Annotated in this window: 21 protein-coding genes and 1 pseudogene; 6 read left to right on the top strand and 16 right to left on the bottom strand. The window is 72.0% G+C overall.

The window, feature by feature from the left end:
- Positions 1-59: 59 nt before the first annotated feature.
- Positions 60-1,308: pseudogene (gene mgt / locus ACH4LD_RS06040) on the top strand (macrolide-inactivating glycosyltransferase).
- A 7-nt stretch (positions 1,309-1,315) separates the two neighbouring features.
- Here the strand turns inward: mgt and ACH4LD_RS06045 are convergent.
- The gene (locus tag ACH4LD_RS06045) at positions 1,316-2,089 is read right to left on the bottom strand and encodes a hypothetical protein (RefSeq protein WP_398054577.1); all 774 of its coding nucleotides are present in this window, start codon (positions 2,087-2,089) and stop codon (positions 1,316-1,318) included.
- Positions 2,090-2,377: 288 nt separating this feature from the next.
- Positions 2,378-4,621, bottom strand: a complete 2,244-nt coding sequence (locus ACH4LD_RS06050; RefSeq protein ID WP_398054332.1) for an MMPL family transporter — start codon at positions 4,619-4,621, stop codon at positions 2,378-2,380.
- Between the two features lie 425 nt (positions 4,622-5,046).
- Here ACH4LD_RS06050 and ACH4LD_RS06055 point away from each other — a divergent pair, with 425 nt between their 5' ends.
- The 5 genes from ACH4LD_RS06055 (at position 5,047) to ACH4LD_RS06075 (ending at position 8,848) form a co-directional block, all read left to right on the top strand.
- Positions 5,047-6,057, top strand: coding sequence for a ketopantoate reductase family protein (locus ACH4LD_RS06055; RefSeq protein ID WP_398054331.1), 1,011 nt, complete (start codon positions 5,047-5,049; stop codon positions 6,055-6,057).
- A gap of 79 nt (positions 6,058-6,136) precedes the next feature.
- Complete coding sequence (locus ACH4LD_RS06060) at positions 6,137-6,799, top strand: DsbA family protein (RefSeq protein WP_398054330.1); 663 nt, start codon at positions 6,137-6,139, stop codon at positions 6,797-6,799.
- Positions 6,800-7,072: 273 nt separating this feature from the next.
- The gene (locus ACH4LD_RS06065) at positions 7,073-8,218 is read left to right on the top strand and encodes a hypothetical protein (RefSeq protein WP_398054329.1); all 1,146 of its coding nucleotides are present in this window, start codon (positions 7,073-7,075) and stop codon (positions 8,216-8,218) included.
- Positions 8,179-8,454 (top strand): hypothetical protein, encoded by a 276-nt coding sequence (locus tag ACH4LD_RS06070; protein ID WP_398054328.1) that lies wholly within the window; start codon positions 8,179-8,181, stop codon positions 8,452-8,454. Before ACH4LD_RS06065 ends, ACH4LD_RS06070 begins: the two co-directional genes overlap by 40 nt.
- A gap of 70 nt (positions 8,455-8,524) precedes the next feature.
- A complete protein-coding gene (locus ACH4LD_RS06075; protein WP_398054327.1) occupies positions 8,525-8,848 on the top strand; it encodes a hypothetical protein in 324 nt (107 codons plus the stop codon).
- 378 nt (positions 8,849-9,226) lie between these two features.
- Here ACH4LD_RS06075 and ACH4LD_RS06080 read toward each other — a convergent pair whose 3' ends face one another.
- From ACH4LD_RS06080 to ACH4LD_RS06145, 14 genes are all read right to left on the bottom strand, one after another.
- On the bottom strand, positions 9,227-9,964 hold the full coding sequence (locus tag ACH4LD_RS06080; RefSeq protein ID WP_398054326.1) for a sirohydrochlorin chelatase: 738 nt from the start codon (positions 9,962-9,964) through the stop codon (positions 9,227-9,229).
- A 2-nt stretch (positions 9,965-9,966) separates the two neighbouring features.
- Positions 9,967-10,851, bottom strand: coding sequence for an ABC transporter permease (locus ACH4LD_RS06085; RefSeq protein ID WP_132783143.1), 885 nt, complete (start codon positions 10,849-10,851; stop codon positions 9,967-9,969).
- A complete protein-coding gene (locus ACH4LD_RS06090) occupies positions 10,838-11,641 on the bottom strand; it encodes an ABC transporter ATP-binding protein (RefSeq protein WP_165951494.1) in 804 nt (267 codons plus the stop codon). Before ACH4LD_RS06090 ends, ACH4LD_RS06085 begins: the two co-directional genes overlap by 14 nt.
- A 12-nt stretch (positions 11,642-11,653) precedes the next feature.
- A complete protein-coding gene (locus tag ACH4LD_RS06095) occupies positions 11,654-12,766 on the bottom strand; it encodes an aliphatic sulfonate ABC transporter substrate-binding protein (protein WP_398054325.1) in 1,113 nt (370 codons plus the stop codon).
- Positions 12,767-13,001: 235 nt separating this feature from the next.
- Positions 13,002-14,336, bottom strand: a complete 1,335-nt coding sequence (locus tag ACH4LD_RS06100; protein WP_132783141.1) for a GTP-binding protein — start codon at positions 14,334-14,336, stop codon at positions 13,002-13,004.
- 2 nt (positions 14,337-14,338) lie between these two features.
- Positions 14,339-15,274 carry a sulfate adenylyltransferase subunit CysD gene (cysD, locus tag ACH4LD_RS06105; protein ID WP_132783140.1) on the bottom strand — a complete coding sequence of 312 codons (936 nt, stop codon included), beginning with the start codon at positions 15,272-15,274 and terminating at the stop codon, positions 14,339-14,341.
- The gene (cysC, locus tag ACH4LD_RS06110) at positions 15,271-15,837 is read right to left on the bottom strand and encodes an adenylyl-sulfate kinase (RefSeq protein WP_103811653.1); all 567 of its coding nucleotides are present in this window, start codon (positions 15,835-15,837) and stop codon (positions 15,271-15,273) included. The genes cysD and cysC overlap by 4 nt, the downstream gene beginning before the upstream one ends.
- Positions 15,834-16,544: a phosphoadenylyl-sulfate reductase gene (locus ACH4LD_RS06115; RefSeq protein ID WP_398054324.1), complete on the bottom strand. Its 711-nt coding sequence runs from the start codon at positions 16,542-16,544 to the stop codon at positions 15,834-15,836. The genes cysC and ACH4LD_RS06115 overlap by 4 nt, the downstream gene beginning before the upstream one ends.
- The gene (locus ACH4LD_RS06120) at positions 16,541-16,723 is read right to left on the bottom strand and encodes a hypothetical protein (RefSeq protein ID WP_030645814.1); all 183 of its coding nucleotides are present in this window, start codon (positions 16,721-16,723) and stop codon (positions 16,541-16,543) included. Before ACH4LD_RS06120 ends, ACH4LD_RS06115 begins: the two co-directional genes overlap by 4 nt.
- On the bottom strand, positions 16,720-18,417 hold the full coding sequence (locus tag ACH4LD_RS06125) for a nitrite/sulfite reductase (RefSeq protein ID WP_398054323.1): 1,698 nt from the start codon (positions 18,415-18,417) through the stop codon (positions 16,720-16,722). Before ACH4LD_RS06125 ends, ACH4LD_RS06120 begins: the two co-directional genes overlap by 4 nt.
- A gap of 125 nt (positions 18,418-18,542) precedes the next feature.
- Positions 18,543-18,626, bottom strand: coding sequence for a putative leader peptide (locus tag ACH4LD_RS06130; RefSeq protein ID WP_309486338.1), 84 nt, complete (start codon positions 18,624-18,626; stop codon positions 18,543-18,545).
- A 127-nt stretch (positions 18,627-18,753) separates the two neighbouring features.
- Entirely contained in the window at positions 18,754-19,326 is a 573-nt protein-coding gene (locus ACH4LD_RS06135; RefSeq protein ID WP_398054322.1) for a GNAT family N-acetyltransferase, read from the bottom strand.
- A 131-nt stretch (positions 19,327-19,457) separates the two neighbouring features.
- Complete coding sequence (locus ACH4LD_RS06140; RefSeq protein ID WP_398054321.1) at positions 19,458-20,792, bottom strand: hypothetical protein; 1,335 nt, start codon at positions 20,790-20,792, stop codon at positions 19,458-19,460.
- 163 nt (positions 20,793-20,955) lie between these two features.
- Positions 20,956-22,251: a GAF domain-containing protein gene (locus tag ACH4LD_RS06145; RefSeq protein ID WP_398054320.1), complete on the bottom strand. Its 1,296-nt coding sequence runs from the start codon at positions 22,249-22,251 to the stop codon at positions 20,956-20,958.
- Between the last annotated feature and the right edge of the window lie 200 nt (positions 22,252-22,451).

The following is a 22,451-nucleotide window of genomic DNA, read 5'->3' on the forward strand; positions in this document are numbered from 1 at the left end:
CGGCCTCCGGTCCGGGTGGGGCCGGTCCGGCCTCGCACGCGCCGTCGCGCCGGGCGGGAATTCGATTGAACGAGACGTCTCGTCTCGCCTAGCCTTCCGGACATGACCGCACCCGCCCACATCGCCATGTTCTCCGTCGCCGCCCACGGCCATGTGAACCCCAGCCTGGAGGTGATCCGTGAACTCGTCGCCCGGGGGCACCGCGTCACCTACGCCATCCCGCCCGTCTTCGCCGAGAAGGTGGCCGCCACCGGGGCCCGGCCCGTGCTCTACACCTCCACCCTGCCGGGCCCGGACGCCGACCCCGAGGCCTGGGGGACCACCCTGCTGGACAACGTGGAACCGTTCCTGGACAACGCCGCCCAGGCGCTCCCCCAGCTCGTCGAGGCCTACGCCGACGACACCCCCGACCTCGTCCTGTACGACATCACCTCCTACTCGGCCCGGGTCCTCGCCCACCGCTGGGGCGTCCCGGCGATCTCGCTCTCCCCGAACCTCGTCGCCTGGGAGGGCTACGAGGAGGAGGTCGCCGAGCCGATGTGGGCCGAGCCGAGGAAGACCGAGCGCGGACGGGCGTACTACGCCCGGTTCGCGGCGTGGCTGGCCGAGAACGGGATCAGCCAGGACCCGGACTCCTTCGCCGGCCGCCCCGCGCGCTCCCTCGTGCTCATCCCGAAGGCGCTCCAGCCGCACGCCGACCGGGTGGACGAGCGCGTCCACACCTTCGTCGGCGCCTGTCAGGGCGACCGCGCCGACCAGGGCGACTGGCAGCGGCCCGCCGGTGCGGAGAAGGTCGTCCTGGTCTCGCTCGGCTCGGCCTTCACCAAGCAGCCCGCCTTCTACCGGGAGTGCGTGCGCGCCTTCGGCGACCTGCCCGGATGGCATGTCGTCCTCCAGGTCGGCCGGCATGTGAGCCGCGCCGAGCTGGGCGACGTACCGGCCCGGGTCGACGTGCGCGACTGGGTGCCGCAGCAGGCGATCCTGCGGCAGGCCGACCTGTTCGTCACGCACGCGGGCGCCGGCGGCAGCCAGGAGGGGCTGGCGACCGGGACGCCGATGATCGCCGTACCGCAGGCCGTCGACCAGTTCGGCAACGCCGACATGCTCCAGGCGCTCGGGGTCGCCCGGCACCTGCCCGCCGAGGAGGCCACCGCCGACCGCCTCCGCGAGGCCGCGCTCGCCCTGGTGGACGACCCGGAGGTCGCGCGCCGGCTCAAGGAGGTGCAGGCGGAGATGGCCCAGGAGGGCGGCACCCGGCGGGCCGCGGACCTCATCGAGGCCGAACTGCCGGGCCGCCGCCCGACGTAGGGAGCCGTCAGAGATACGCCGTGGTGTCGAGCCGGGCCTTGTGGACGATCGCTCCCGGCCGGGCCCGGTCGACCCCGCTCACGTTGAAGTGGACGTACTTCGTCCCGAAGGCGTTGCCGCCCGCCACCGCCCCCGTCCACATCTGCTCGCCGGAGGCGTGGCGCACGTACGACTTCACCAGCTTGCGCGTGTGCAGGGTCGTCCGCCGCATCGTCGAGGTGTCGACCGCGTAGACGCCGTTGGTGTCGGTGACCAGGAGCCGGCCGGGGTGCTGGTGGTCCGGCTGGAGGTCGTGCGGGTGGTGGAAGCCGGTGAGCCGGCGGGCGGTGTCCTCCACCAGCCGCGCCGAACTCGCCGTCGTCACGATCCGGTAGGCCGTCAGCACGGAGCCGCCCGCCGCCCACATCCGCTCCAGTCGCGGGTCCCACAGCAGGCCGTGCGCCTGGTGGAAGGGGATCGGCGCACCCGCGCGGACCAGCGAGCCGCTGTGGCTGCCGGTGGGCCGGAAGACGTGCAGGCTGCCGCCCTTGGCGTCGCCGCCGCCCGGCCCCCTGCTGCGGCCGGCGACCACCACCACGCCGGTGCCCGGTGCCCGCTCGATGGCGTGCGGGTAGTTGGGGACGTTCGCGGACCACAGCAGCTTCTTGTCGCGGCGCCGGTAGATGCTCGCAGTCCCGCTGTCCGGGGTGCCGTCACGGCGAGCAGGACCTGGCCGTCGCCGCTCGTGTCGCGGAAGCGGTGCTCCATGGGGTGGCCCGAACCCGCCGGATTCAGCTGCCACTTGATGTGGGCGTCGGTGAACGGCTTGTTGCGGTCGAAGAGGTAGATCTTCCCGGAGTTCACGTCCCCGACGAGCACGTCGAACGCCGGCGGTCCGGCCGCGCCCGCCGCGTGTGCGGGTGCCCCGGTCAGCAGCCCGGCCGCGGGCACGGCCAGCGCGCCCTTGAGCAGACTCCGCCTGTCCATGTGGTTCCTCCCCCGTGATACGGCGTACCTGTCCGGACAACGAGAGCACGGACAGGGCCCGTCGGTTCCCGGGGGCCGACGGGCCCTGTGGCAACGGGCGGAATCAGACAGTCAGCCGCTCGCCCCGGTCGGGCACCGGCGACGCCACCGGCTCCGGGGTCTCGTCGTGGGTGAGGTCCGGCAGGCGGTGCAGCCACTTCGGCAGGTACCAGTTGCGCTCGCCGAGCAGCGCCATCACTGCCGGCAGCAGCACCCCGCGGATGACCGTGGCGTCGATCAGGACCGCCGCGGCCAGGCCCACGCCCATCTGCTTCATGGACTGCATGGAGAGCGTGCCGAAGATCGCGAACACGGCGACCATGATGACCGCGGCGCTCGTGACGACCCCGGCCGTGGTGACCACGCCGTGCCGGATCGCGTCCTTCGTCGTACGGCCGCGCATCCGGGCCTCGCGGATCCGGGAGACCACGAACACGTGGTAGTCCATCGACAGCCCGAACAGGATCACGAAGAGGAACAGCGGCAGCCAGGTGACGATCGCGCCGACGCCCTCCGCGCCCACCAGCGAGGCGCCCCAGCCGTGCTGGAAGACGGCGACGAGGATGCCGTAGGCGGCGGCCACCGACAGCAGATTGAGCACGATCGACGTGACCGCGACGGTCAGCGAGCGGAACGACAGCAGCATCAGCAGGAAGGCGAAGACGACCACGAACACGAAGACCGGGACGACAGAGCCCATCAATTGGTCGTTGAAGTCGTGGTTGCCCGCGACCTGCCCGGTCACCGGCGCCCGCACGCCGTCGACCTTGCCGAGCGTGGCGGGCCGCACCTCGTCGCGCAGCTTCTCCAGGCTCTCGGTCGCCCGGTCCATGTCGGAGCCGCCGACCAGCGGCACGGACACCAGGGCCACGTCCTGGGCGTCGTACAGCTTGACGTCGACCGGGCCGCGCGAGGCGCCCGAGGTGACCGCCTGCTCCTTGAAGTCGGCCAGCGCCCGCCGGACTTCGGGGGCGTTGATGTCCTTGGCCTTGACGACGACCTCGGCCGGTTCGCTGCCGCCCGGGAAGGCGTCGTTGATGCGGTTGTACGTCTGCACGATCGGCAGCGAGTCGCCGAACTCCTGGTCCAGGGTGAGCTGCTGGGTCTTCATGCCGAGCGCGGGCGCGGCGACCGCCAGCAGCGCGCCGGCCGCGACGACGACCGAGACCAGCGGCTTGGCCAGCACACCCCGCAGCACGGCCGTCCAGAACCGGCTGTCCCCGTTCCCCCCGCGCCTGCGGCGGCCCAGGAACGGAAGCCGCCCCTTCTCCACCCGCTCGCCGAGCAGCGACAGCAGCGCGGGCAGCACGGTCACCGAGCCCACCATGGCGACCGCCACCACCATCAGCGAGGCCAGGCCCATCGCCTCGAACTCGGCCAGCCCGGTGAACAGCATGCCCGCCATCGCCACGCACACCGTGACACCGGAGACGATGATCGCCCGGCCGCTGGTCGCGGCGGCGATCCGGAGGGCGGTGCCGGCGTCCCGGCCGGCCATCCGCTCCTCGCGCTCCCGGCGCAGGTAGAACAGGCAGTAGTCGACACCGACGGCCATGCCGACCAGCAGCATCACCGAGTTGGCCGTGTCGCTCATCGGCTGGAGGTGGCTGACCAGGCCCATCAGACCCATCGTCGCCATGATCGCGGTGATCGCGAGGGCCACCGGCAGCAGCGCGGCCACCAGCGCACCGAACGCGATCAGCAGGATGCCGAGCGCCACCGGCACCGCCGAGTACTCGGCCTGCTGGAAGTCGTCCCCGAAGGCGTCCTTGTACTGCTTCTGCATGCTGGCGCCGCCGATCTCCTCGATCCGCAGCGTGCCGTGGTCCTTCTGCACCCCGGCGACGGCCTTGAGCACCGGCTCGATCCGGTCGGCGGCCGTCTCCGCGTCACCACGCAGGTCGAACTGGACCAGCGCGCTGCGGCCGTCCCGGGAGACGGTGTGCGTGTCGTACGGCGAGGTCACGCCCGTCACCCTGCCGGTGGCCCCGACGGCCTCGACCACGTCGGCGACGGCCGCGCGGAACTGCGGGCTGGTGGCCTTGACGGTGTCGTCCTTCGACTGGATCAGGACCGTCTCCGAGGCCGGCTCCTTGATCCCGGCGTCATCGATGATCTTCGCGGCGGTGTGCGTCTCGCCCTTGAGCTGGTCGCTCTCGCTCACGTCGACCCGGCCCGCCGCCGAGCCGAGGCCCATCGCCAGGACGACGAACAACACCCATATGCCGACGGCCGCCCAGCGGTGCCGGGCGCTCCAGCCGCCGGCGCGGGCGGCCAGCCCCCGCACCCGCACCTCTGTGTTCCCCATGACGGGTCTGCCCCCTCGTGTGCGGTGACGGCCCCCTGCCGCCACGTCTGCTTGCTCCTGTTCGACGGTAGGGGCCGGATAAAGCCATCTCGTCGTACTGCCCGGTGAACCGCGCCGGGTCCGGATCACCGCTGGGGAGGACAGTGGGCCCTTACATCTATCGCCGGTTCTCGGGGGCGGCCCTCAGGGACGCGATGTCCGATCCGCCGCCAGGGACCCCCTTTGTCATTACGAAAGCTTGTTGAACAAGTCACAGCTGTGTGGAGGAGTTGAACCCGGCCCCGCCGATCGGCCAGAGTTTCGCCCAAGCCGGCCGGCGCCCCGCCCGGCATGCGCAGAGCCCGGCCGTCGTGCCCGCCCCCACGGGGCACGACGGCCGCACCGCACCGGCGCCGCCAGGCGGACGTGTGTGCGAGGCTCTGCCCATGCGCTACATCATCATCGGGGCCGGCGCCGTCGGCGGTACCGTCGGCGGGCGGCTGGCCCAGGCCGGGCGGGAGGTCGTCCTCGTGGCCCGGGGCCCGCACCTGGCCGCCCTCCGCGAGCACGGACTGCGACTGCGGGTTCCCCAGGGCGAGTCGACGCACCGGCTGCCCGCCGTCGACGGACCGGGACCGCTCGGCGAACTGCGCGCCGACGACGTCCTCGTCCTCGCCGTGAAGACCCAGGACACCGTGGCCGCCCTGGAGACCTGGGCCGGCCTGCCCGTCGCCGGCGGCGGGACGGCGGCCGAACTGCTGCCGCTGGTCTGCCTCCAGAACGGCGTCGAGAGCGGCCGGCTGGCGCTGCGCCGCTTCCGGCACGTGTACGGCGTCTGCGTCTGGCTGCCGTCGACCTTCGTGGAACCCGGTGTCGTCTCCGCCGCCGGCGCCCCGCTCACCGGCGTCCTGCACCTCGGCCGCCTCCCGCACGGCACCGACGACACCGCCCGCCGGATCGCCGCCGACCTCGCGGACTCCCACTTCGAGGCGCCGGTGGTGCCCGACGTGGCCCGCTGGCAGTACGCCAAGCTCCTCGGAAACCTCGGCAACGCCCTCGAAGCGGTCAGCGGGCCGGTGGCGAGCGAGGAGGCACGGGCCCTGTTCGCGCGCGTGCGGGCCGAGGGGGAGGCCGTGCTGGACGCCGCCGGCATCCCGTACACCGGCGCGGAGGAGCAGCGCGCGGCCCGCGGCGACAAGGTCACCCTGGTCCCGCTGGACGGCGCTCCCCGCGGCGGCGGCTCCTCCTGGCAGTCCCTGGTCCGGGGCACCGGCACCATCGAGGCGGACTACCTCAACGGTGAGATCGCCCTGCTCGGCCGGCTGCACGGCGTCCCCACCCCGCTGAACGAACTGCTGCAAGGCCTCGCCAACCGGTTCGCCCGGGAGCGCCGGGCGGCGGGCTCGCTGCCCGTCGCCGACCTGGTCCGACTGGCCGACGAGGCGGTGCGCGCGTGACCGCCGGCTGAAATGGGTCAAGAGAACGGTGATGGATTGGGCCGGGATTCCGGACCACCGGCGCACTAGCGTCGACGCCATGACGCACAGCAGCACCGTCACGGATACGGATACGGACACGGACACCGCCACCACCGCCCCGACCCGGGTCGACTTCTTCTTCGACCCCGCCTGTCCCTTCGCCTGGATCACCTCCCGCTGGCTGCTGGAGGTGGAGCGACTGCGCCCGCTCGACCTCCGGTTCCGCGTGATGAGCCTGTACCTGCACAACACCGGCAACGAACTCCCCGACTGGTACCGCGACCTGGTGGACCGCTCGATCGGACCTGTACGGGTCGCCGTGGCCGCCGCCGAGCGGTACGGCGAGAAGGTGCTGCGCGAGCTGTACACCGCGTTCGGCACCCGCATCCACGAACAGGGCGTCGAGGACTTCGACACGGTGATCACCGAGTCACTGGCCGGACTCGGGCTCTCCGCCGATCTGTCCGCCGCCGCCCACGACCCGTCGTACGACGACGCGGTCCGCCGCAGCCACGCGGCCGGCGCCGAGCCGGAGACCGGTGGCTACGTCGGCACACCCACCCTCCACATCGACGGCACCGTCTGGTTCGGACCCGTGCTGCGCGCCGTCCCGCGCGGCGCCGAGGCGGCCGAACTCTTCGACAGCTTCCGGGTGTTGGCCCGGCACCCCGACGTCTTCGAACTGAAACGCACCCGCACCGGTGCGCTGCGGTTCGACTGACCCGGAGCGGGTTGGCCGATAAACGCCCCTCCGGCGGGCCGGCCGTACCGGACGTGTGACACGACGGCGCCGTCCGGCGCAGAACCAAGAGCCACCGCGGTCCGACGTCACAGGGGAGCGCCGGACCGCGGCGGCCGATACCACACGACCGCCCCCCGGCACCGCCCCTCACCGAACCAGGCGACAATCCCGCGGACTTGTCCCTAGGGTGAACGGCGCGGAAGGCCTGAGGGGGACGGACGGATGAGTGTGACGGGCAGACCATTGCCGTCATTGCCGCAGTACCGCAAGGACGGGGTGACCCGGCGCCTGAGCGCCTCGGTGCACCTCGACGACGACTTCGCCCTGTACGCCGACCGGATGCTCACCGGAGACCGGCTCAACGCGATCGGGCTCAGCCTCGACATCAACTTCGTCGCCCTCGCCCGGCACGCGCGTGCGGCCACCCGCCGCCGCGCCGCCCTCGACCGCCGGCTCGCCTGCCTCCGGACGGCCGTACCCCTCGCGCTCCTTGTCGGGCTCTGGGGACTGGTCAACGGACACCGGTCACTCGGACGGGTGGCGATTTTCGGCCCTCTCGGCGCCTACGCGATCGCCTGGACACGGTTCCGCCACACCCAGGCGCGCAGCCGCGTCATGGCACGGGAGGTGTTCCTCTCCACCGGCACACCCGAGCAGACCGCACCCCCGGTGGAGACCGGGGCCGAGGCCGCGCTGCACGACCTGAAACGCGCCGACGTCCTGCCCTACGCCGACGAGGCCGCCTGCACCGAGCCGTTCGTCGGCAGCGGCGACAAGACCAGGGAAGTCGTCCGGCAGCCCATCGACATCAACAGGCCCGCCGACGCCCCGGGCGGCGGCAAGCTGCCGATGCGCCCGTCCGACGTCATCGACCCGCACACCTACGTGGCACGGCACATGGAGAACATCTCGGGGCTCCAGGGGCTGCGGGCCAGGAACCGGCTCCACGTCCTCGGCAGCAACGCCCGCCTCATGGCCGAGCTGGTGCCCGACCCCACCCGGCGGCCCCGCGCGTACCTGCGGGCGATCCTCCACCACCCCAGCCTGACCTGGGAGGTGGCCGCCTCCGCGATACCGCCGCTGGTCGGCCCTTCTACCGCGTGGACCGGCTCCCGGTCGCCCCCTGGGAGAGCTGGTGGGACTTCCGGTACGCCACCCGCCGCACCGGCCCGGAACCGCACGGGGCCCTCGGCCGCATCCTGCGGCGCCACCGCCGGCAGGCCGACCACGACCGGGCGCCGGCCCGGACCCGCCGCGCCGTCACCAGGCAACACGTCCGCCACGACTACGGCGCCACGGGCAGCCTGCGCGAGGACCTCGGCGCCTGGGACGAGGCCGGCTCCGCCGAACGCACCGACATGCAGCACTTCCTGTTCCGGCTCCAGCAGGGCGTGCTGACCGCCACGGAACGGTTCCTGCGGGACCACGACATCGGCACCGGTTCCTTCGACAAGGCCGTACAGGTCATCAACACGCAGACCTACAACATCGGTAACGTCAGCGGTCCCGGCAACTTCGGCGCCCACGGCACGACCCTCCTGGGCGGGCGGCAAGGGCCCGGACCCCAGGACGGCCAGGGAGCCCAGGGCGGCCCCGGTCCCGCGGGATCAGGCCCGCCCGCGCCGAGGCCGTAACCGCAACCCCACCCATCCGACGGCTCCTCCGGTCCGGGGCGAGCCGCCGGACCGCGAGCGAGGACAGGACATGAGCACCTACAACTTCGGCAACGTCAACGGCCCCGCCGACTTCGGCGACCACGGCCAGACCCAGATCGACCACGCCCACCCCGACCTGCCCACCATGATGGACCTCGCCCAGCGGCTCACGGACACGCTGCGCGCCGAGTACCCGGAACTGGTGCCCCAGGGCGAGATCATCCAGGCCCAGTTCCAGGAGTCCGCCGAGGACGGCCTGCCGCCGAACCGCGGCCGGATCCGCTCCGCGCTGGAGACGATCGCCATCGCGGCCTCGGCCGGCACCGGCAGCCTCGCCTTCACCCAGCAGCTCATCAACGCCCTCGGGCTCTGACCGGCCGGAGCCCCGCCGCCACGGGGCTTCGGCCCTGCCACGTCACCGGGCCCGCACCACCGCCCGGACCCCGCCGCCGAGGCCGAGATCGAGCCCCGACCGCAGCGGCACCGTCTGACCGGCGGGCTGCCGGACCCGACAGGGCCCTGGGCAGCTCCAGGCGACACCCGAACTCCCGACCGGCCACGCGAACCGGGGTCCGGCCCAGGAGATCCGGAAGTGCCCGGGAGGGATTTTCGAGGAAGCCGGGCAGGTGGGAGCGGGCCGTGACGACTGATGCATCCCGGTACCGCCAGGGGCGCCGGGTACCGCGCGCCCCGCCGCCATGGAGCCGTCGGCGTCACCGCATCCGGGCGGCGCGACACGGCCGCGCGGCGGTCACGCGCCGAGTGCCGCCAGGGCAGGCCGGCAGGCGCTGTCGTACCGCTCCAGCGCCACCCGGGCCACCTCGGGGGCGGGACCGAGCACCTCGGCGAGCACGTCCGCCCCGGCCGCGCCGCGCGCGATCCGGTCCGGCAGGAAGCCGGGGGCCAGGACGTACGGCGCGACGGCGACCCGCTCGCAGCCGAGGGCGCGCAGCTCACGTACCGCGTCCTCGGTGCGGGGAAGGGACGCGGAGGCGAACGCGGGTCGCACGGCGCACCAACCGGTGTGCCACCACTCCCGCGCGATGTCGGCGATCACCGCGATCGCCTCCGGGTCGGAGGACCCCGCCGAGGCCAGCACGACCCCGGTCGAGGACTTGTCGGCGGGCGACAGGCCCGCCTCGTACAGCCGCCGTTCCAGCGCGGACAGCAGCAGCGGGGACGGGCCGAGCACGTCCGCCTGCCGGATCCGCAGCCGCGCCGGCGCGTCCCGCAGCACGGCGGGGATGTCGGCCTTGGCGTGGAACGCGCGGGTCAGCAGCAGCGGCAGGGCGACGACGTCCCCCACGCCCTCCACCGCCAGCGACTGGAGCACCCCGTGCACCGACGGGACGTTGAAGTCCAGGAACCCGGTCTCCACGCGCAGGCCCGGCCGCAGCGACCGCACCCGCTCCACCAGGGCGTGCACGGTCGCCGCGTGCCGCGGGTCGCGGCTGCCGTGGGCGATGACGAGGAGGACCGGACGGCGCATGGTCAGCCCTTCACCAGCAGGCCGCGGCTGCGCAGCACCCACCGCTCCAGCGGGCTGAAGATGAGCAGGTCGATGGCGATGCCGACGAACAGGATCAGGAAGATGGCCTCGAACACCATGGACATGGAACTGGCGTTGCGGCCGTTCTCCAGCAGCGCGCCCAGGCCGATGCCCAGGTCGGGGGAGGAGGCGATGATCTCCGCGGCCATCAGCGAGCGCCAGGAGAAGGCCCAGCCCTGCTTCAGGCCCGCGAGGTAGCCCGGCAGCGCGGCCGGCAGGACGATGTGCCAGGCGCCCCGCACCCCGGTCGCGCCCATGGTGCGGCCCGCCCGCAGGAACAGCGGAGGCACCTGGTCGATGCCGGAGACCAGGCCGTTGGCGATCGACGGGACCGCGCCGAGCAGGATCACCGCGTACATCATCTTGTTGTCGAGGCCCAGCCAGATCACCGCCGGCGGCACCCACGCCACCGACGGCAGCGACTGCAGACCGGACAGCACCGGGCCGATGGCCGCGCGCACGAACTTCACCCGCGCGACCAGCAGACCGAGCGGGGTGCCGATGGCCAGCGCGAACAGGAAGCCCAGCAGACCGCGCGAGACGCTGGTCCAGATGTAGCCCAGCAGCGTGCCCTCCAGCCAGGCACGCTTGAACTCGCCGCCGACGTCGGCGGGGGAGGGCAGCTTCGTCGGGTCGTCGACGATCTTGAAGGAGATCAGCGCCTGCCACACGACCAGCACCACCACGGTGGCGATGACCGGAGGCAGGATCTTGCTGGTGAACGTCTGCCGGAACGGCGTACGGCCGGCGGCGACGACCTCCAGGGCGTCCAGGCCCGCCTCGACGCTCCCCGCGTCCGCGACGGTCTTGGTCTCAGTGCTGGCCATGACGCCGGATCTCCCCACGCAGTACTTCGGTGATCTCCAAGGACAGTTCGGCGACCGGCGCGTCCTCGATGCGCCGCGGCTGCGGGATGTCCACCCGCCACTCACGGGCCACCCGGCCGGGGCGGGACGACAGCAGCACCACCCGCTGCGCCAGCCGTACCGCCTCGCGCACGTTGTGTGTGACGAACAGGACGGACACGCCCGTCTCCGCCCAGATACGGGTCAGCTCGTCGTGCAGCAGGTCCCGGGTGATCGCGTCCAGCGCGGCGAACGGCTCGTCCATCAGCAGCAGCTGGCTGTCCTGCGCGAGCGCGCGGGCCATGGCCACACGCTGGCGCATACCGCCGGACAGCTCGTGCACCCGCTTGCCGTACGAGCCCTGCAGCCGCACCAGTTCGAGCAGCTGCTCGGCCCGCTCGCGGCGCTCGTTCTTCGCGACGCCCCTGAGCTTGAGGGCGAGTTCGATGTTCTTGCCCGCGGTCAGCCACGGGAACAGGGCGTGCTCCTGGAACATCAGGGCCGGACGCCCGTCGGTCGCGATGCTGCCGGCGGAGGGCCGGTCCAGCCCCGCCACCAGGTTCAGCAGCGTCGACTTGCCGCAGCCCGAGGCCCCCAGGAGGGTGACGAACTCACCCGGTGCGACATCGAGGCTGATGTCGTCCAGGACGAGCTGCTGCCCGCCCGGTGTCGCGAAGGACTTCGAGACGTGCTCGATGCGCGCCGCGTGCTCGACCGTCTCGGCGGCCTCGGCGAAGGTCGTTGCCATGGTCGTCACCTCCTGGGAACTCATCGGCTACGGGACTTACTCGGCGCCGAGTCCGGCGTCACTGACGGTCGGCTCGCCCTCGGCCTTGAGGACCTTGTTCAGGAGGGTGAGGTCGTAGATGCCGTCCAGCTTGGGGTTCTCCAGCAGGCCGGCCTTGACGGCGTGCTTCGCCTCGGTGTCGAGGGTCGCGGCCAGCGGGTCGTCGGTGAACTGGACGGACTTCCACGCCGGGTCCAGCACCTTCGCGGGCAGCTCCTTGCCGGAGTCGACGCCGAGCTGCTTGTTCGCGGCGGCCTTCGCCTCGTCCGGGTTGGCGTTGATCCACTTGTTGGTCTCGACCGACGCCTTGAGGACCGCCTCGACGGCCTTCGGGTGCTCCTTGAGGAACTTCTGCGACACGATGATGTTCGTGATCACGAACTTCTTGTCCGGCCACAGCGTCGACTCGTCCAGCAGCACCTTGCCGCCCTCGGCGACCAGCTTGGACGCGGTCGGCTCCGGGACCCAGGCGCCGTCTATGGAGCCGGACTTGTAGGCGTCCGGGGTCACCTTGTTGTCCGTGCGGACGACGGACACGTCACCCTTGCCGCTCTGCGCGTCGACCTTCCAGCCCTGCTCGGCCACCCAGTTGAGGAACGCCACGTCCTGCGTGTTGCCGAGCTGGGGGGTCGCGATCTTCTTGCCCTTGACGTCCTTCAGGGACGTGATCTTCTTCGGGTTGACGACCAGCTTCACCCCGCCGGAGGCCGAACCGCCGATGATGCGCAGGCTCTTTCCGTCGGACTTGGTGTAGCCGTTGATCGCGGGGGAGGGGCCGATCCAGCCGATGTCGATGGAACCCGAGTTCAGCGCCTCGATCTCGGACGGACCGGCGTTGAAGACCTGGTACTTGGCCTCGGTGGCGCCCAGCTCCTTCTGGAAGAAGCCCTTCTGCTTGCCGACCAGGGCGGTGGCGTGGGTGAGGTTGCCGAAGTAGCCGATCTTGACGGAGCCGAGCCCGTCGATCTTCTTGGCGCCGGTGGCGATCTTGGCGCCCGCGTTGTCGTCCTTGGAGTCGGACCCGTAGCCGCAGGCTGCGAGGGACAGCAGGGGAAGTGCGGCGATCGCGGCGATGCCGCCACGGAGCAGAGCGGAGCGGTTGGCAGGCACGGGAGGCTTTCCTCTCGTTGGCCCGGCGGTCACGGTCTCTCAGGTCGTGGCCGGGAGTCGGCAAAGGGTCTTCGTCGCTTCCGGGACGTCGGGTGGGGGGACGGGGCGCGCAGGCAGTGCGCGTACGTCACAGCGCACATCGCGCGACCCCGCCCTGCCCGCTGCCGAGGGCGCCGCTGCCGACACGGCCGCCCTCCTTCGCGAACGTCGAGTAGAAATCGGTGGAGTTCATCGCTCAGAAGTCCCAGCCGTCGTCGTCGGCCGCGTCCTTGACCGGCTCCGGGGACGCGAACGACTCGCCGACCATGCCCGCGGTGAGCGTGGTGCCGTCGGCGGGGTCGATGAGGATGAAGGAGCCCGTGCGGCGCGAGTCGGCGTAGGAGTCGACCGGCAGCGGCTCGGCGGTACGGATCTTCACCCGGCCGATGTCGTTGGCGACGAGCTGTCCCGGGTGCGGGTGCAGGGACAGGTCGTCGAGGGTCAGCCGGGACGGGATGTCCTTCACGATCGCCTTGACCGTGCGGGTGCCGTGCTTGAGCAGCACCCGGTGACCGACGGTCAGCGGCGCGTCCGCGACGTGGCAGACGGTCGCCTCCACGTCCTGCGTGGTGGCCGGGGCGTCCTTCGTCGGCACGATCAGGTCGCCGCGCGAGACGTCGATGTCGTCGGCGAGCAGCACCGTCACCGACTGCGTCGTCCAGGCCACGTCGACCGGCTCGCCGAGCAGGTCGATGCCGGAGATCGTCGAGGTACGGCCGGACGGCAGGACGGTGACCGGCTCGCCCACGCGGAACGTACCGGCCGCGATCTGGCCCGCGTAGCCCCGGTAGTCCGGGTGCTCGGCGGTCTGCGGACGGATCACGTACTGCACGGGCAGCCGCGCGTGGCAGTGCGCCAGGTCGTGGCTGACCGGCACGGTCTCCAGATGCTCCAGCACGGTCGGGCCGCCGTACCAGTCCATGTTCGCGGAGGGCTCCACCACGTTGTCGCCGGCCAGTGCCGAGATCGGGATCGCGGTGACCTCCGGGACGCCCAGCTCGGTCGCGTACGCCGTGAACTCCTCGGCGATCGCGGCGAAGACCTTCTCCTCGTATCCGACGAGGTCCATCTTGTTGACGGCGAGGACGACGTGCGGGACGCGCAGGAGGGCGGCGATGGCCGCGTGCCGGCGGGTCTGCTCGACGACGCCGTTGCGGGCGTCGACCAGGATCACCGTCAGCTCGGCCGTGGAGGCGCCGGTGACCATGTTGCGGGTGTACTGCACATGGCCCGGGGTGTCGGCGAGGATGAACCGGCGGCGCGGGGTCGCGAAGTACCGGTAGGCGACGTCGATGGTGATGCCCTGCTCGCGTTCGGCGCGCAGGCCGTCGGTGAGCAGCGCGAGGTCCGGGCCGTCCTGGCCCCGGCTCGCGGAGGCGCGCTCGACGGCCTCCAGCTGGTCGGCGAGGACCGACTTGGAGTCGTGCAGCAGCCGTCCGACGAGCGTGGACTTGCCGTCGTCGACGGAGCCGGCGGTGGCGAACCGCAGCAGGGTGGTGGCCGAGAGCGCCTCGGTCGTGGTCGTGCTCATCCTTAGAAGTACCCCTCGCGCTTGCGGTCTTCCATCGCGGCCTCGGACAGCTTGTCGTCGGCGCGGGTCGCGCCCCGCTCGGTCAGCCGGGACGCGGCGATCTCGGCGATGACCTTCTCGATCGTGTCGGCGTCGGAGTCGACCGCGCCGGTGCAGGACATGTCGCCGACGGTGCGGTAGCGCACCTGCCGCTTCTCGACCGTCTCGCCGTCCTTCGGGCCGCCCCACTCCCCGGCGGTGAGCCACATGCCGCCGCGCTGGAACACCTCGCGCTCGTGGGCGAAGTAGATCTCCGGCAGCTCGATGCCCTCGCGGGCGATGTACTGCCAGACGTCCAGCTCGGTCCAGTTGCTGAGCGGGAAGACCCGGACGTGCTCACCGGGGGCGTGCCGGCCGTTGTACAGGTTCCACAGCTCCGGGCGCTGGCGGCGCGGGTCCCACTGGGAGAACTCGTCGCGCAGCGAGAAGACCCGCTCCTTGGCGCGGGCCTTCTCCTCGTCGCGGCGGCCACCGCCGAAGACGGCGTCGAACTTCTCGCTCTGGATCTTCTCCGTCAGCGGGAGCGTCTGGAGCGGGTTGCGGGTGCCGTCGGGACGTTCCTTGAGCACACCGCGGTCGATGTAGTCCTGGACGGACGCCACATGGAGGCGCAGCCCATGTGCGGCCACCACACGGTCCCGGTACTCAAGGACCTCCGGGAAGTTGTGTCCGGTGTCCACATGGAGCAGGGAGAACGGCACCGGCGCGGGGGTGAAGGCCTTCAGCGCGAGGTGCAGCATGACGATGGAGTCCTTGCCCCCGGAGAACAGGATCACCGGGTTCTCGAACTCGCCCGCGACCTCGCGGAAGATGTGCACCGCCTCGGACTCCAGCGCGTCCAGGTGCGACAGCGCGTACGGGCTGTCCGTGCCCTCGTCCACCGTGGCGACCGTGGTCATGCCAGTCCCCTCTCGCTCAGCAGCGCGTACACCGACGCGGCCGACTCCTGGACCGTCTGGTGCTGCGACTCGATCCGCAGATCGGGCTTCTCCGGCTCCTCGTACGGGTCGTCGACCCCGGTGAGCCCGGTCAGCTCGCCCGCGGCCTGCTTGGCGTACAGCCCCTTCACGTCGCGCACGCTGCACACCTCGACCGGGGTCGCCACATGGATCTCCAGGTACGGCGTCCCGTTCTCCTCGTGCCGCCCCCGCACCGCGTCCCGGCTCTCCGTGTACGGCGCGATCACCGGGACCAGCGCCTTGACGCCGTTGCGGGCCAGCAGCTCGGCGACGAAGCCGATGCGCTGCACATTGGTGTGCCGGTCCTCCCGGGAGAAGCCGAGGCCCGCCGAGATGAACTCGCGGATCTCGTCGCCGTCGAGCACCTCGACACGGTGGCCCTCGGCGCGCAGCCGGCCCGCCAGCTCGTACGCGATGGTGGTCTTGCCGGCGCTCGGCAGACCCGTGAGCCAGACGGTGGCTCCGGTCGTCACGTGGTTCTCCTGAATCCGCTCGTTCGTCATCCGTGCAGTCCGCACTCGGTCTTGGCCCGGCCCGCCCAGCGGCCGGCCCGCGCGTCCTCGCCCTCCAGGACCCTGCGGGTGCACGGGGCGCAGCCGACGGAGGCGTAGCCGTCCATCAGCAACGGGTTGGTGAGCACGCCGTGTTCGGTGATGTACGCGTCCACGTCGTCCTGGGTCCAGCGGGCGATCGGCGAGATCTTGACCTTCCGCCGCTTCTCGTCCCAGCCGACGACCGGGGTGTTCGCCCGGGTCGGGGACTCGTCGCGGCGCAGGCCCGTCGCCCAGGCCTGGTAGTTCTTCAGGCCCTCTTCCAGCGGCCGCACCTTGCGCAGCGCGCAGCACAGGTCGGGGTCGCGGTCGTGCAGCTTCGGGCCGTACTCGGCGTCCTGTTCGGCGACCGTCTGCTTCGGCGTGAGGGTGATGACGTTGACGTCCATCACGGCCTCCACGGCGTCCCGCGTGCCGATGGTCTCCGGGAAGTGGTAGCCGGTGTCGAGGAAGACGACGTCGACGCCCTTCAGCACGCGCGAGGCGAGATGGGCGACCACGGCGTCCTCCATCGAGGACGTGACGCAGAACTTCGTGCCGAAGGTGTCCACCGCCCACTGGAGGATCTCCAGCGCGGACGCGTCCTCCAGATCGCGGCCCGCCTGCTCGGCGAGCGCCCTCAGCTCCTCGGTCGTACGCTCTTCCTGAGCCGTCGTCATATCAGGTCGTCCCCTCCGTTGTCGGCTCGCTGAACGCCCCGGGCCAGCAGACCCAGGAACTTCAGCTGGAATGCGCGGTTGCACGCGGCGCATTCCCAGGCGCCGTGGCCCTCGCCGCTCGGGCGCAGGTCCTCGTCGCCGCAGTAGGGGCAGTAGAAGGGCGCGGCCCGCTCGCTCACGACAGCGCCTCCTCGCTCGCCCGCGCCGCCCAGGTCGCGAACCGCTCGCCGTCCGCGCGCTCGGCCTGGAACCGCTTGAGCACCCGCTCGATGTAGTCGGGCAGCTCCTCCGCGGTGACCTTCAGGCCGCGCACCTTGCGGCCGAAGGCCGGCTCCAGCCCGAGGGCGCCGCCGAGGTGCACCTGGTAGCCCTCGACCTGCTCGCCCTTGTCGTCGAGGACCAACTGGCCCTTGAGACCGATGTCCGCGACCTGGATACGGGCGCAGGCGTTCGGGCAGCCGTTGAGGTTGATGGTGATCGGCTCGTCGAAGTCCGGCAGCCGGCGCTCCAGTTCGTCGATCAGTTGCGAGCCGCGCTGCTTGGTCTCCACGATGGCGAGCTTGCAGAACTCGATGCCGGTGCAGGCCATGGTGCCGCGCCGGAAGGAGGACGGCCGGGCGGTGAGGTCCAGCGCCTCCAGGGCCTCCACCAGCGAGTCGACCCGGTCCTGTTCGATGTCGAGAATGATCATCTTCTGCTCGACGGTGGTGCGCACCCGGCCCGAGCCGTGCGCCTCCGCGAGGTCGGCGACCTTCGTCAGCGTGGCGCCGTCGACCCGGCCGACGCGCGGCGCGAAACCGACGTAGAACCGGCCGTCCTTCTGCCGGTGCACACCGATGTGGTCGCGCCACTGCTGCACCGGCTGCTCGGGAGCGGGACCGTCGGTCAGCTTGCGCTTCAGGTACTCGTCCTCCAGCACCTGCCGGAACTTCTCCGCGCCCCAGTCGGCGACGAGGAACTTCAGCCGGGCCCGGTTGCGCAGCCGGCGGTAACCGTAGTCGCGGAAGATCGAGATGACGCCCTCGTAGACATCGGGGACCTCGTCGATCGGCACCCAGGCGCCGAGGCGCACGCCCAGCTTGGGGTTGGTGGACAGACCGCCGCCGACCCAGACGTCGAAGCCCGGGCCGTGTTCGGGGTGGCGGACGCCGACGAACGCCACGTCGTTGATCTCGTGCACGACGTCCAGCAGCGGCGAACCCGAGATGGCCGTCTTGAACTTGCGCGGCAGGTTGGAGTACGCCTTGTTGTTCAGGACGCGGCGCTTCATCTCCTCCAGCGCCGGCGTGGCGTCGATGATCTCGTCCTCGGCGATGCCCGCCACCGGGGAGCCGATCATCACACGCGGGGTGTCACCGCAGGCGGTGACGGTGGACAGGCCGACGCCCTCCAGCCGGTCCCAGATCTCGGGCACGTCCTCGATCCGGATCCAGTGGTACTGGACGTTCTGCCGGTCGGTGATGTCCGCCGTGCCGCGCGCGAACTCCTGCGAGATCTCACCGATCACCCGGAGCTGCGCCGTGGTCAGCGCGCCGCCGTCGATGCGGACGCGCAGCATGAAGTACTCGTCGTCCAGCTCCTCCGGCTCCAGGATCGCGGTCTTGCCGCCGTCGATCCCGGGCTTGCGCTGGGTGTACAGCCCCCACCAGCGCATCCGGCCGCGAAGGTCGTTCGGGTCGATGGAGTCGAAGCCGCGCTTGGAGTAGATCGTCTCAATGCGTGTCCGCACATTGAGACCGTCGTCGTCCTTCTTGAACTGCTCATTGCCGTTGAGGGGCGTGAAATGGCCAACGGCCCACTGGCCCTCACCGCGGTGACGGCTCACCTTGCGGCGGGGCGCGGAGGCGGCGGGGTTCTGTGGGGTGGCGGCCATGGATGTACGTCCTTCGGGACAGGCGGGAATGCGGCTGACCTGCACGTCCGTGCGCATGCGGCAGGGGTGCGCGTCATTGCGCACACGTGATCGGGTGCAAGGGGGAACGGCGGTGCTGGGAGGCGTCAGCTCGCCGGACAGATGGCGCTGGACATGCGGCCGAGGTCGACGTGCCGCCGACTCACCAAGGCAATTCCAGTTCCGGACATGACGGAAGCGTGTCACGGCGATCTGGACACAGTCCAGCTTCATCCATCATGCGGACACCCTTGTCCCGGAATATGGAACAAGGGTGTCGTCGCTCACATGCGCCGTCGAAAGGCTTGTCCTGGCAGGTCAGGCGGGGTATGCGCCGGGCCAGGGACCCGGCGCGGCCACGTCCGGCTCCAGCTCCACCTTGGTGTCGAACAGCTTGAAGCCGCGCCGCTGGTAGTTGTCCATCGCGAACTCACCGTCCTTGCTGCACGTGTGCAGCCACACCCGCTTCGTCGGCGTCCGCCCCGGCCACCGCTCGGCCAGGTCCCACGCGCGGGCCGTCCCGTACATCAGCAGGTGGCCGCCGATGCGCCGGCCGCGGAAGGCGGGGATCAGCCCGAAGTACACGATCTCCACCGCGCCCTCGTCCTGCGGCTCCAGCTCGACGTAGCCCGCCGGGGTGCCGCGGTCGTAGGCCACCCACGTCTCCACACCGGGCCGCTCCAGGTGATCCCGCCACCGCGCGTAGGTCCAGCCCAGCCGGTCGGTCCAGCGGATGTCGCCGCCGACCGAGGCGTACAGGAACCGGCTGAACTCGGGGGAGGGTACCTCGGCGCGGACGATCCGGACGTCGCCGTCGGGGGCGGCGGCGGGCAGGAGGTCGGCCGGGGAGGTCTGCTCAAGGGACCAGGTGGTGACAGGGGCGCTGCTCATGCGAGCCAGGGAACCATCCTGCCGCCCGGTCTGTCGATCGGGTCCGGGGTGCCCCCGGCCAGGCCCCGGAGCCGAGCAGGCACGCCGCGGCCTCCGGAGCCGTGGGTCACGACGGCCCCCGGTGGCGGCCGTCAGTCCAGGGAGCGGTCCAGCTCGGCCAGCGGCAGCGCGAACAGCATGCGGTCCGACAGCGACCACACCTCGCCGGTCTCCTGCCAGTAGGAGAGGGAGCCCGCGTCCTGCGCCCAGCAGCGGTCCGAGGCGTCGGCTCCGCAGCGGGCCGCCCGGGCACCCCGGGTGTCCTGCCGCCACAGCCCGCCGTGCCCGTCCTGCGACTCGGGCAGCCGTCCCACATACCAGGACGGGCGGTCCGCCCCGGGCTTCCGGTACGACAGCAGGCCCCGGATCCCGTCGGCCCGGGTCCGGTACGCCTCCACCGCGTCCGCCCGCCCCCAGGCGTCCGTGGCGAGCGGCCCGGGACGCGCCGGATCGTCACTGAACGCGTACCGCCACAGCCGGGCGCTCCGGTCGCCGCCGGGCGCGGTCCACTCCGCGGCCAAGAGACTGTCGGGTGTCGTACCGCGGTCGAGGGCGAGCGCGCCCGGACAGGGCGGCCCGGAGGGGCCGCAACGTCCGGAGGTGAAGCGGTACGAAGCGACCGCGGGCAGTACGTAGTCGTGGCCGTCGGCGGACCAGCCGCCGGCCACGCGGCCGATCGCCGGCCCGTCGACCGTGGTGCGCTGGATGCGGTCCAGGTCGTAGACGTAGAGCGCGTCGGCGCCGCCGGCCGCGGTGGTGACCAGCAGCTTGTTCCGGTACCAGACCATGCCGGAGAGGCCGGAGGTCAGGCCCCGGTAGTCCCGGCCGCCGTCGACCGGCACCACCAGCAGCACCCAGCGGTAGGAGAGGTGTGCGGGATCGTCCGCGTCGACGAAGGCGACCCGGGCGAGGCCGCGCTCGGCGGGGCGGCCGGTGGTGGTGCTGTGCGTCCAGCCGGCGAGGACGACCCGGTGGGTGCCCCAGACGCCGTCCTCGTCGGCGTCCCCCGAGGTGGTCACCGAGGCGGGCCGCCAGTCGCCGGCGGCGGTGTCGGCCGGGTCCCAGCAGTAGGCGCGGGCGGCGGCCGGGGCGACGGGCAGCGAGGCGCGGTCGCCGGTGGAGCAGTCGTCACCCTCGCGCAGGGATCGGTCGGTGCTCCGGAGCACGGCGTCCACACCGACCGGGCGGCCCATCGCGCCGGCGAGGCGGTCCAGGGAGCGCGCGGGGACCCGGTGCTCCTGGAGGCGGAGCCGGCCGGTGTCCGCCGGGGAGGTCAGCGGCTTCAGCGCGCCCGGGTTCTCGGTGACGTCGGCCTGGGAGGCGCTGATCAGGGTGGCCGCGGCGGTGAGCGCGAGCGCGGCGCCGGTCAGGACCGCGCGCAGCGCAGCGCCCCGTCTGCGTCGGCGGTGTCTGCCGCGATGCTTCATCTCTCCTCCAGAGGACGGGCCAACTGCGCCTGACGATCCGTAGGTTCACGCGAGGAGCAGGTGGGGAGGCCCGTACGGGATGCTACGGCAGGAACGGGCCGCGCAGGGCAAAGTCCGCGCAGATGGGCGGAAGACGCGCGCGGGGCCGGGTCGGGCCGGATGGTCACGCTGGCTCGGGCTGCTCGGTACGGCCGTCGTGCACGGCGTTCCGCTTCCGGGTCACCGCTGGTGCTGTCGACTGGGGGAGCAGGTGGGACGGATCATCTGGAAGGATCACATCCACTTCCGTGTCGTCGCGGAAACGATACGGCCGATGCTGGAGAAGTTCCCCAAGGTACCTCCGGATCCGGGACATCTCGGCCCGTACCGTCACGGTACGGGAAGGATCGCCGAACAGATCCTCGGCCAGCCCCGCCGCCCCGCGCCCGGCACGGTTCTCGGCGAGCAGGAACAGCAACTCGGCATGGCGCGGACTCAGTTCCCGCGACCAGGTACCCGCCGACGCCGTGACCGTCACCGTGCAGCGGCCCGGCCGGGCGAGGTCCAGCACGATCCGGTGAGCACCGGCCCGCGACTCCTCCTCCGCCCGCAGCAGCCAGCCCCCGGCCAGCGGCTCCACCGCGCAGGAGCCGAGCGAGGGCAGCCACCGGCGGCCCGGCGCCAGCGTCCTGGGCAGCGTCACCCGCCGCACGTACGGCATCCCGGTCACGGCCGCCGCCCAGCCGTCGCGGTCCACCACCAGCGCCCGCCCGGCCAGCCGGGCCAGCACCGGTGCCGCCACCACCCGCAGCCGCTCCAGCGAGGCCAGATGAAGCTCCCGCAGCCGGGCCTCGGCCAGCTTGGCCACCGAGTCCACCCAGGCGAGGGTCGCCGGATGCATGGTCTCCAGCGGCCCGCTGACGTCCACCACGCCGAGCAGCCGCCCGTCCCGCGGATCCGTGATCGGCGCGCCCGAACAGGTCCAGGAGACGTGGGACCGTACGAAGTGCTCGCCGGCGAACACCTGGACCGGCCGCCGTACCACCGCCGGGGTGCCCACCCCGTTGGTGCCGACGACGTCTTCCCGCCAGTCCGCGCCGAGTTCGAAGCCGAGCCCGTCGGCCTTCCGCAGTACCGACGGCGCCCCCTCCCGCCACAGCACGCGGCCGTCGGCGTCCGCGACGACCATGATGTGCTGGGCGACGTCCGCGACCGAAAGCAGCCCCTCCCGCAGCACCGGCAGGACGTGCCGCAGCGGCGACTCCTCCCGCCGGCGCCGCACCTCGTCCGAGGGCAACAGCCCGGACCTGAAGTCGCGTTCGGGGTCGACGCCGCTGCGCAGCATCCGTCCCCACGACTGCTCGATCACCGGACGGGGCGCGAGCCGCGTCCGCTGCCCGGCGAGCGTGGCCTCGCGCACCTCGCTCAGCACCCGCGCCGCCTGCGCCGCGTCCACGGCGGCCAGGCGCGCCACGTTCATCGGCGGGTTCACCACTGCGGTCCTCCCGGAAAGGGGCGTCGAACACACTTGTCAAGCCGTCCGGGCGGCGGTTTCCGGTCCGGCTGTGCCCCTCATACTGCCGTTCCGGACATGGCGGAGGCACAGACTCCGCGCATGTGCCCCCATAAGTTGCAACCCCCTGCAACCCTGGTGAACCGCCCGGCCCTGGCCGAGACTTG

Source organism: Streptomyces sp. NPDC017676, assembly GCF_044329325.1.
Lineage (GTDB): Bacteria > Actinomycetota > Actinomycetes > Streptomycetales > Streptomycetaceae > Streptomyces.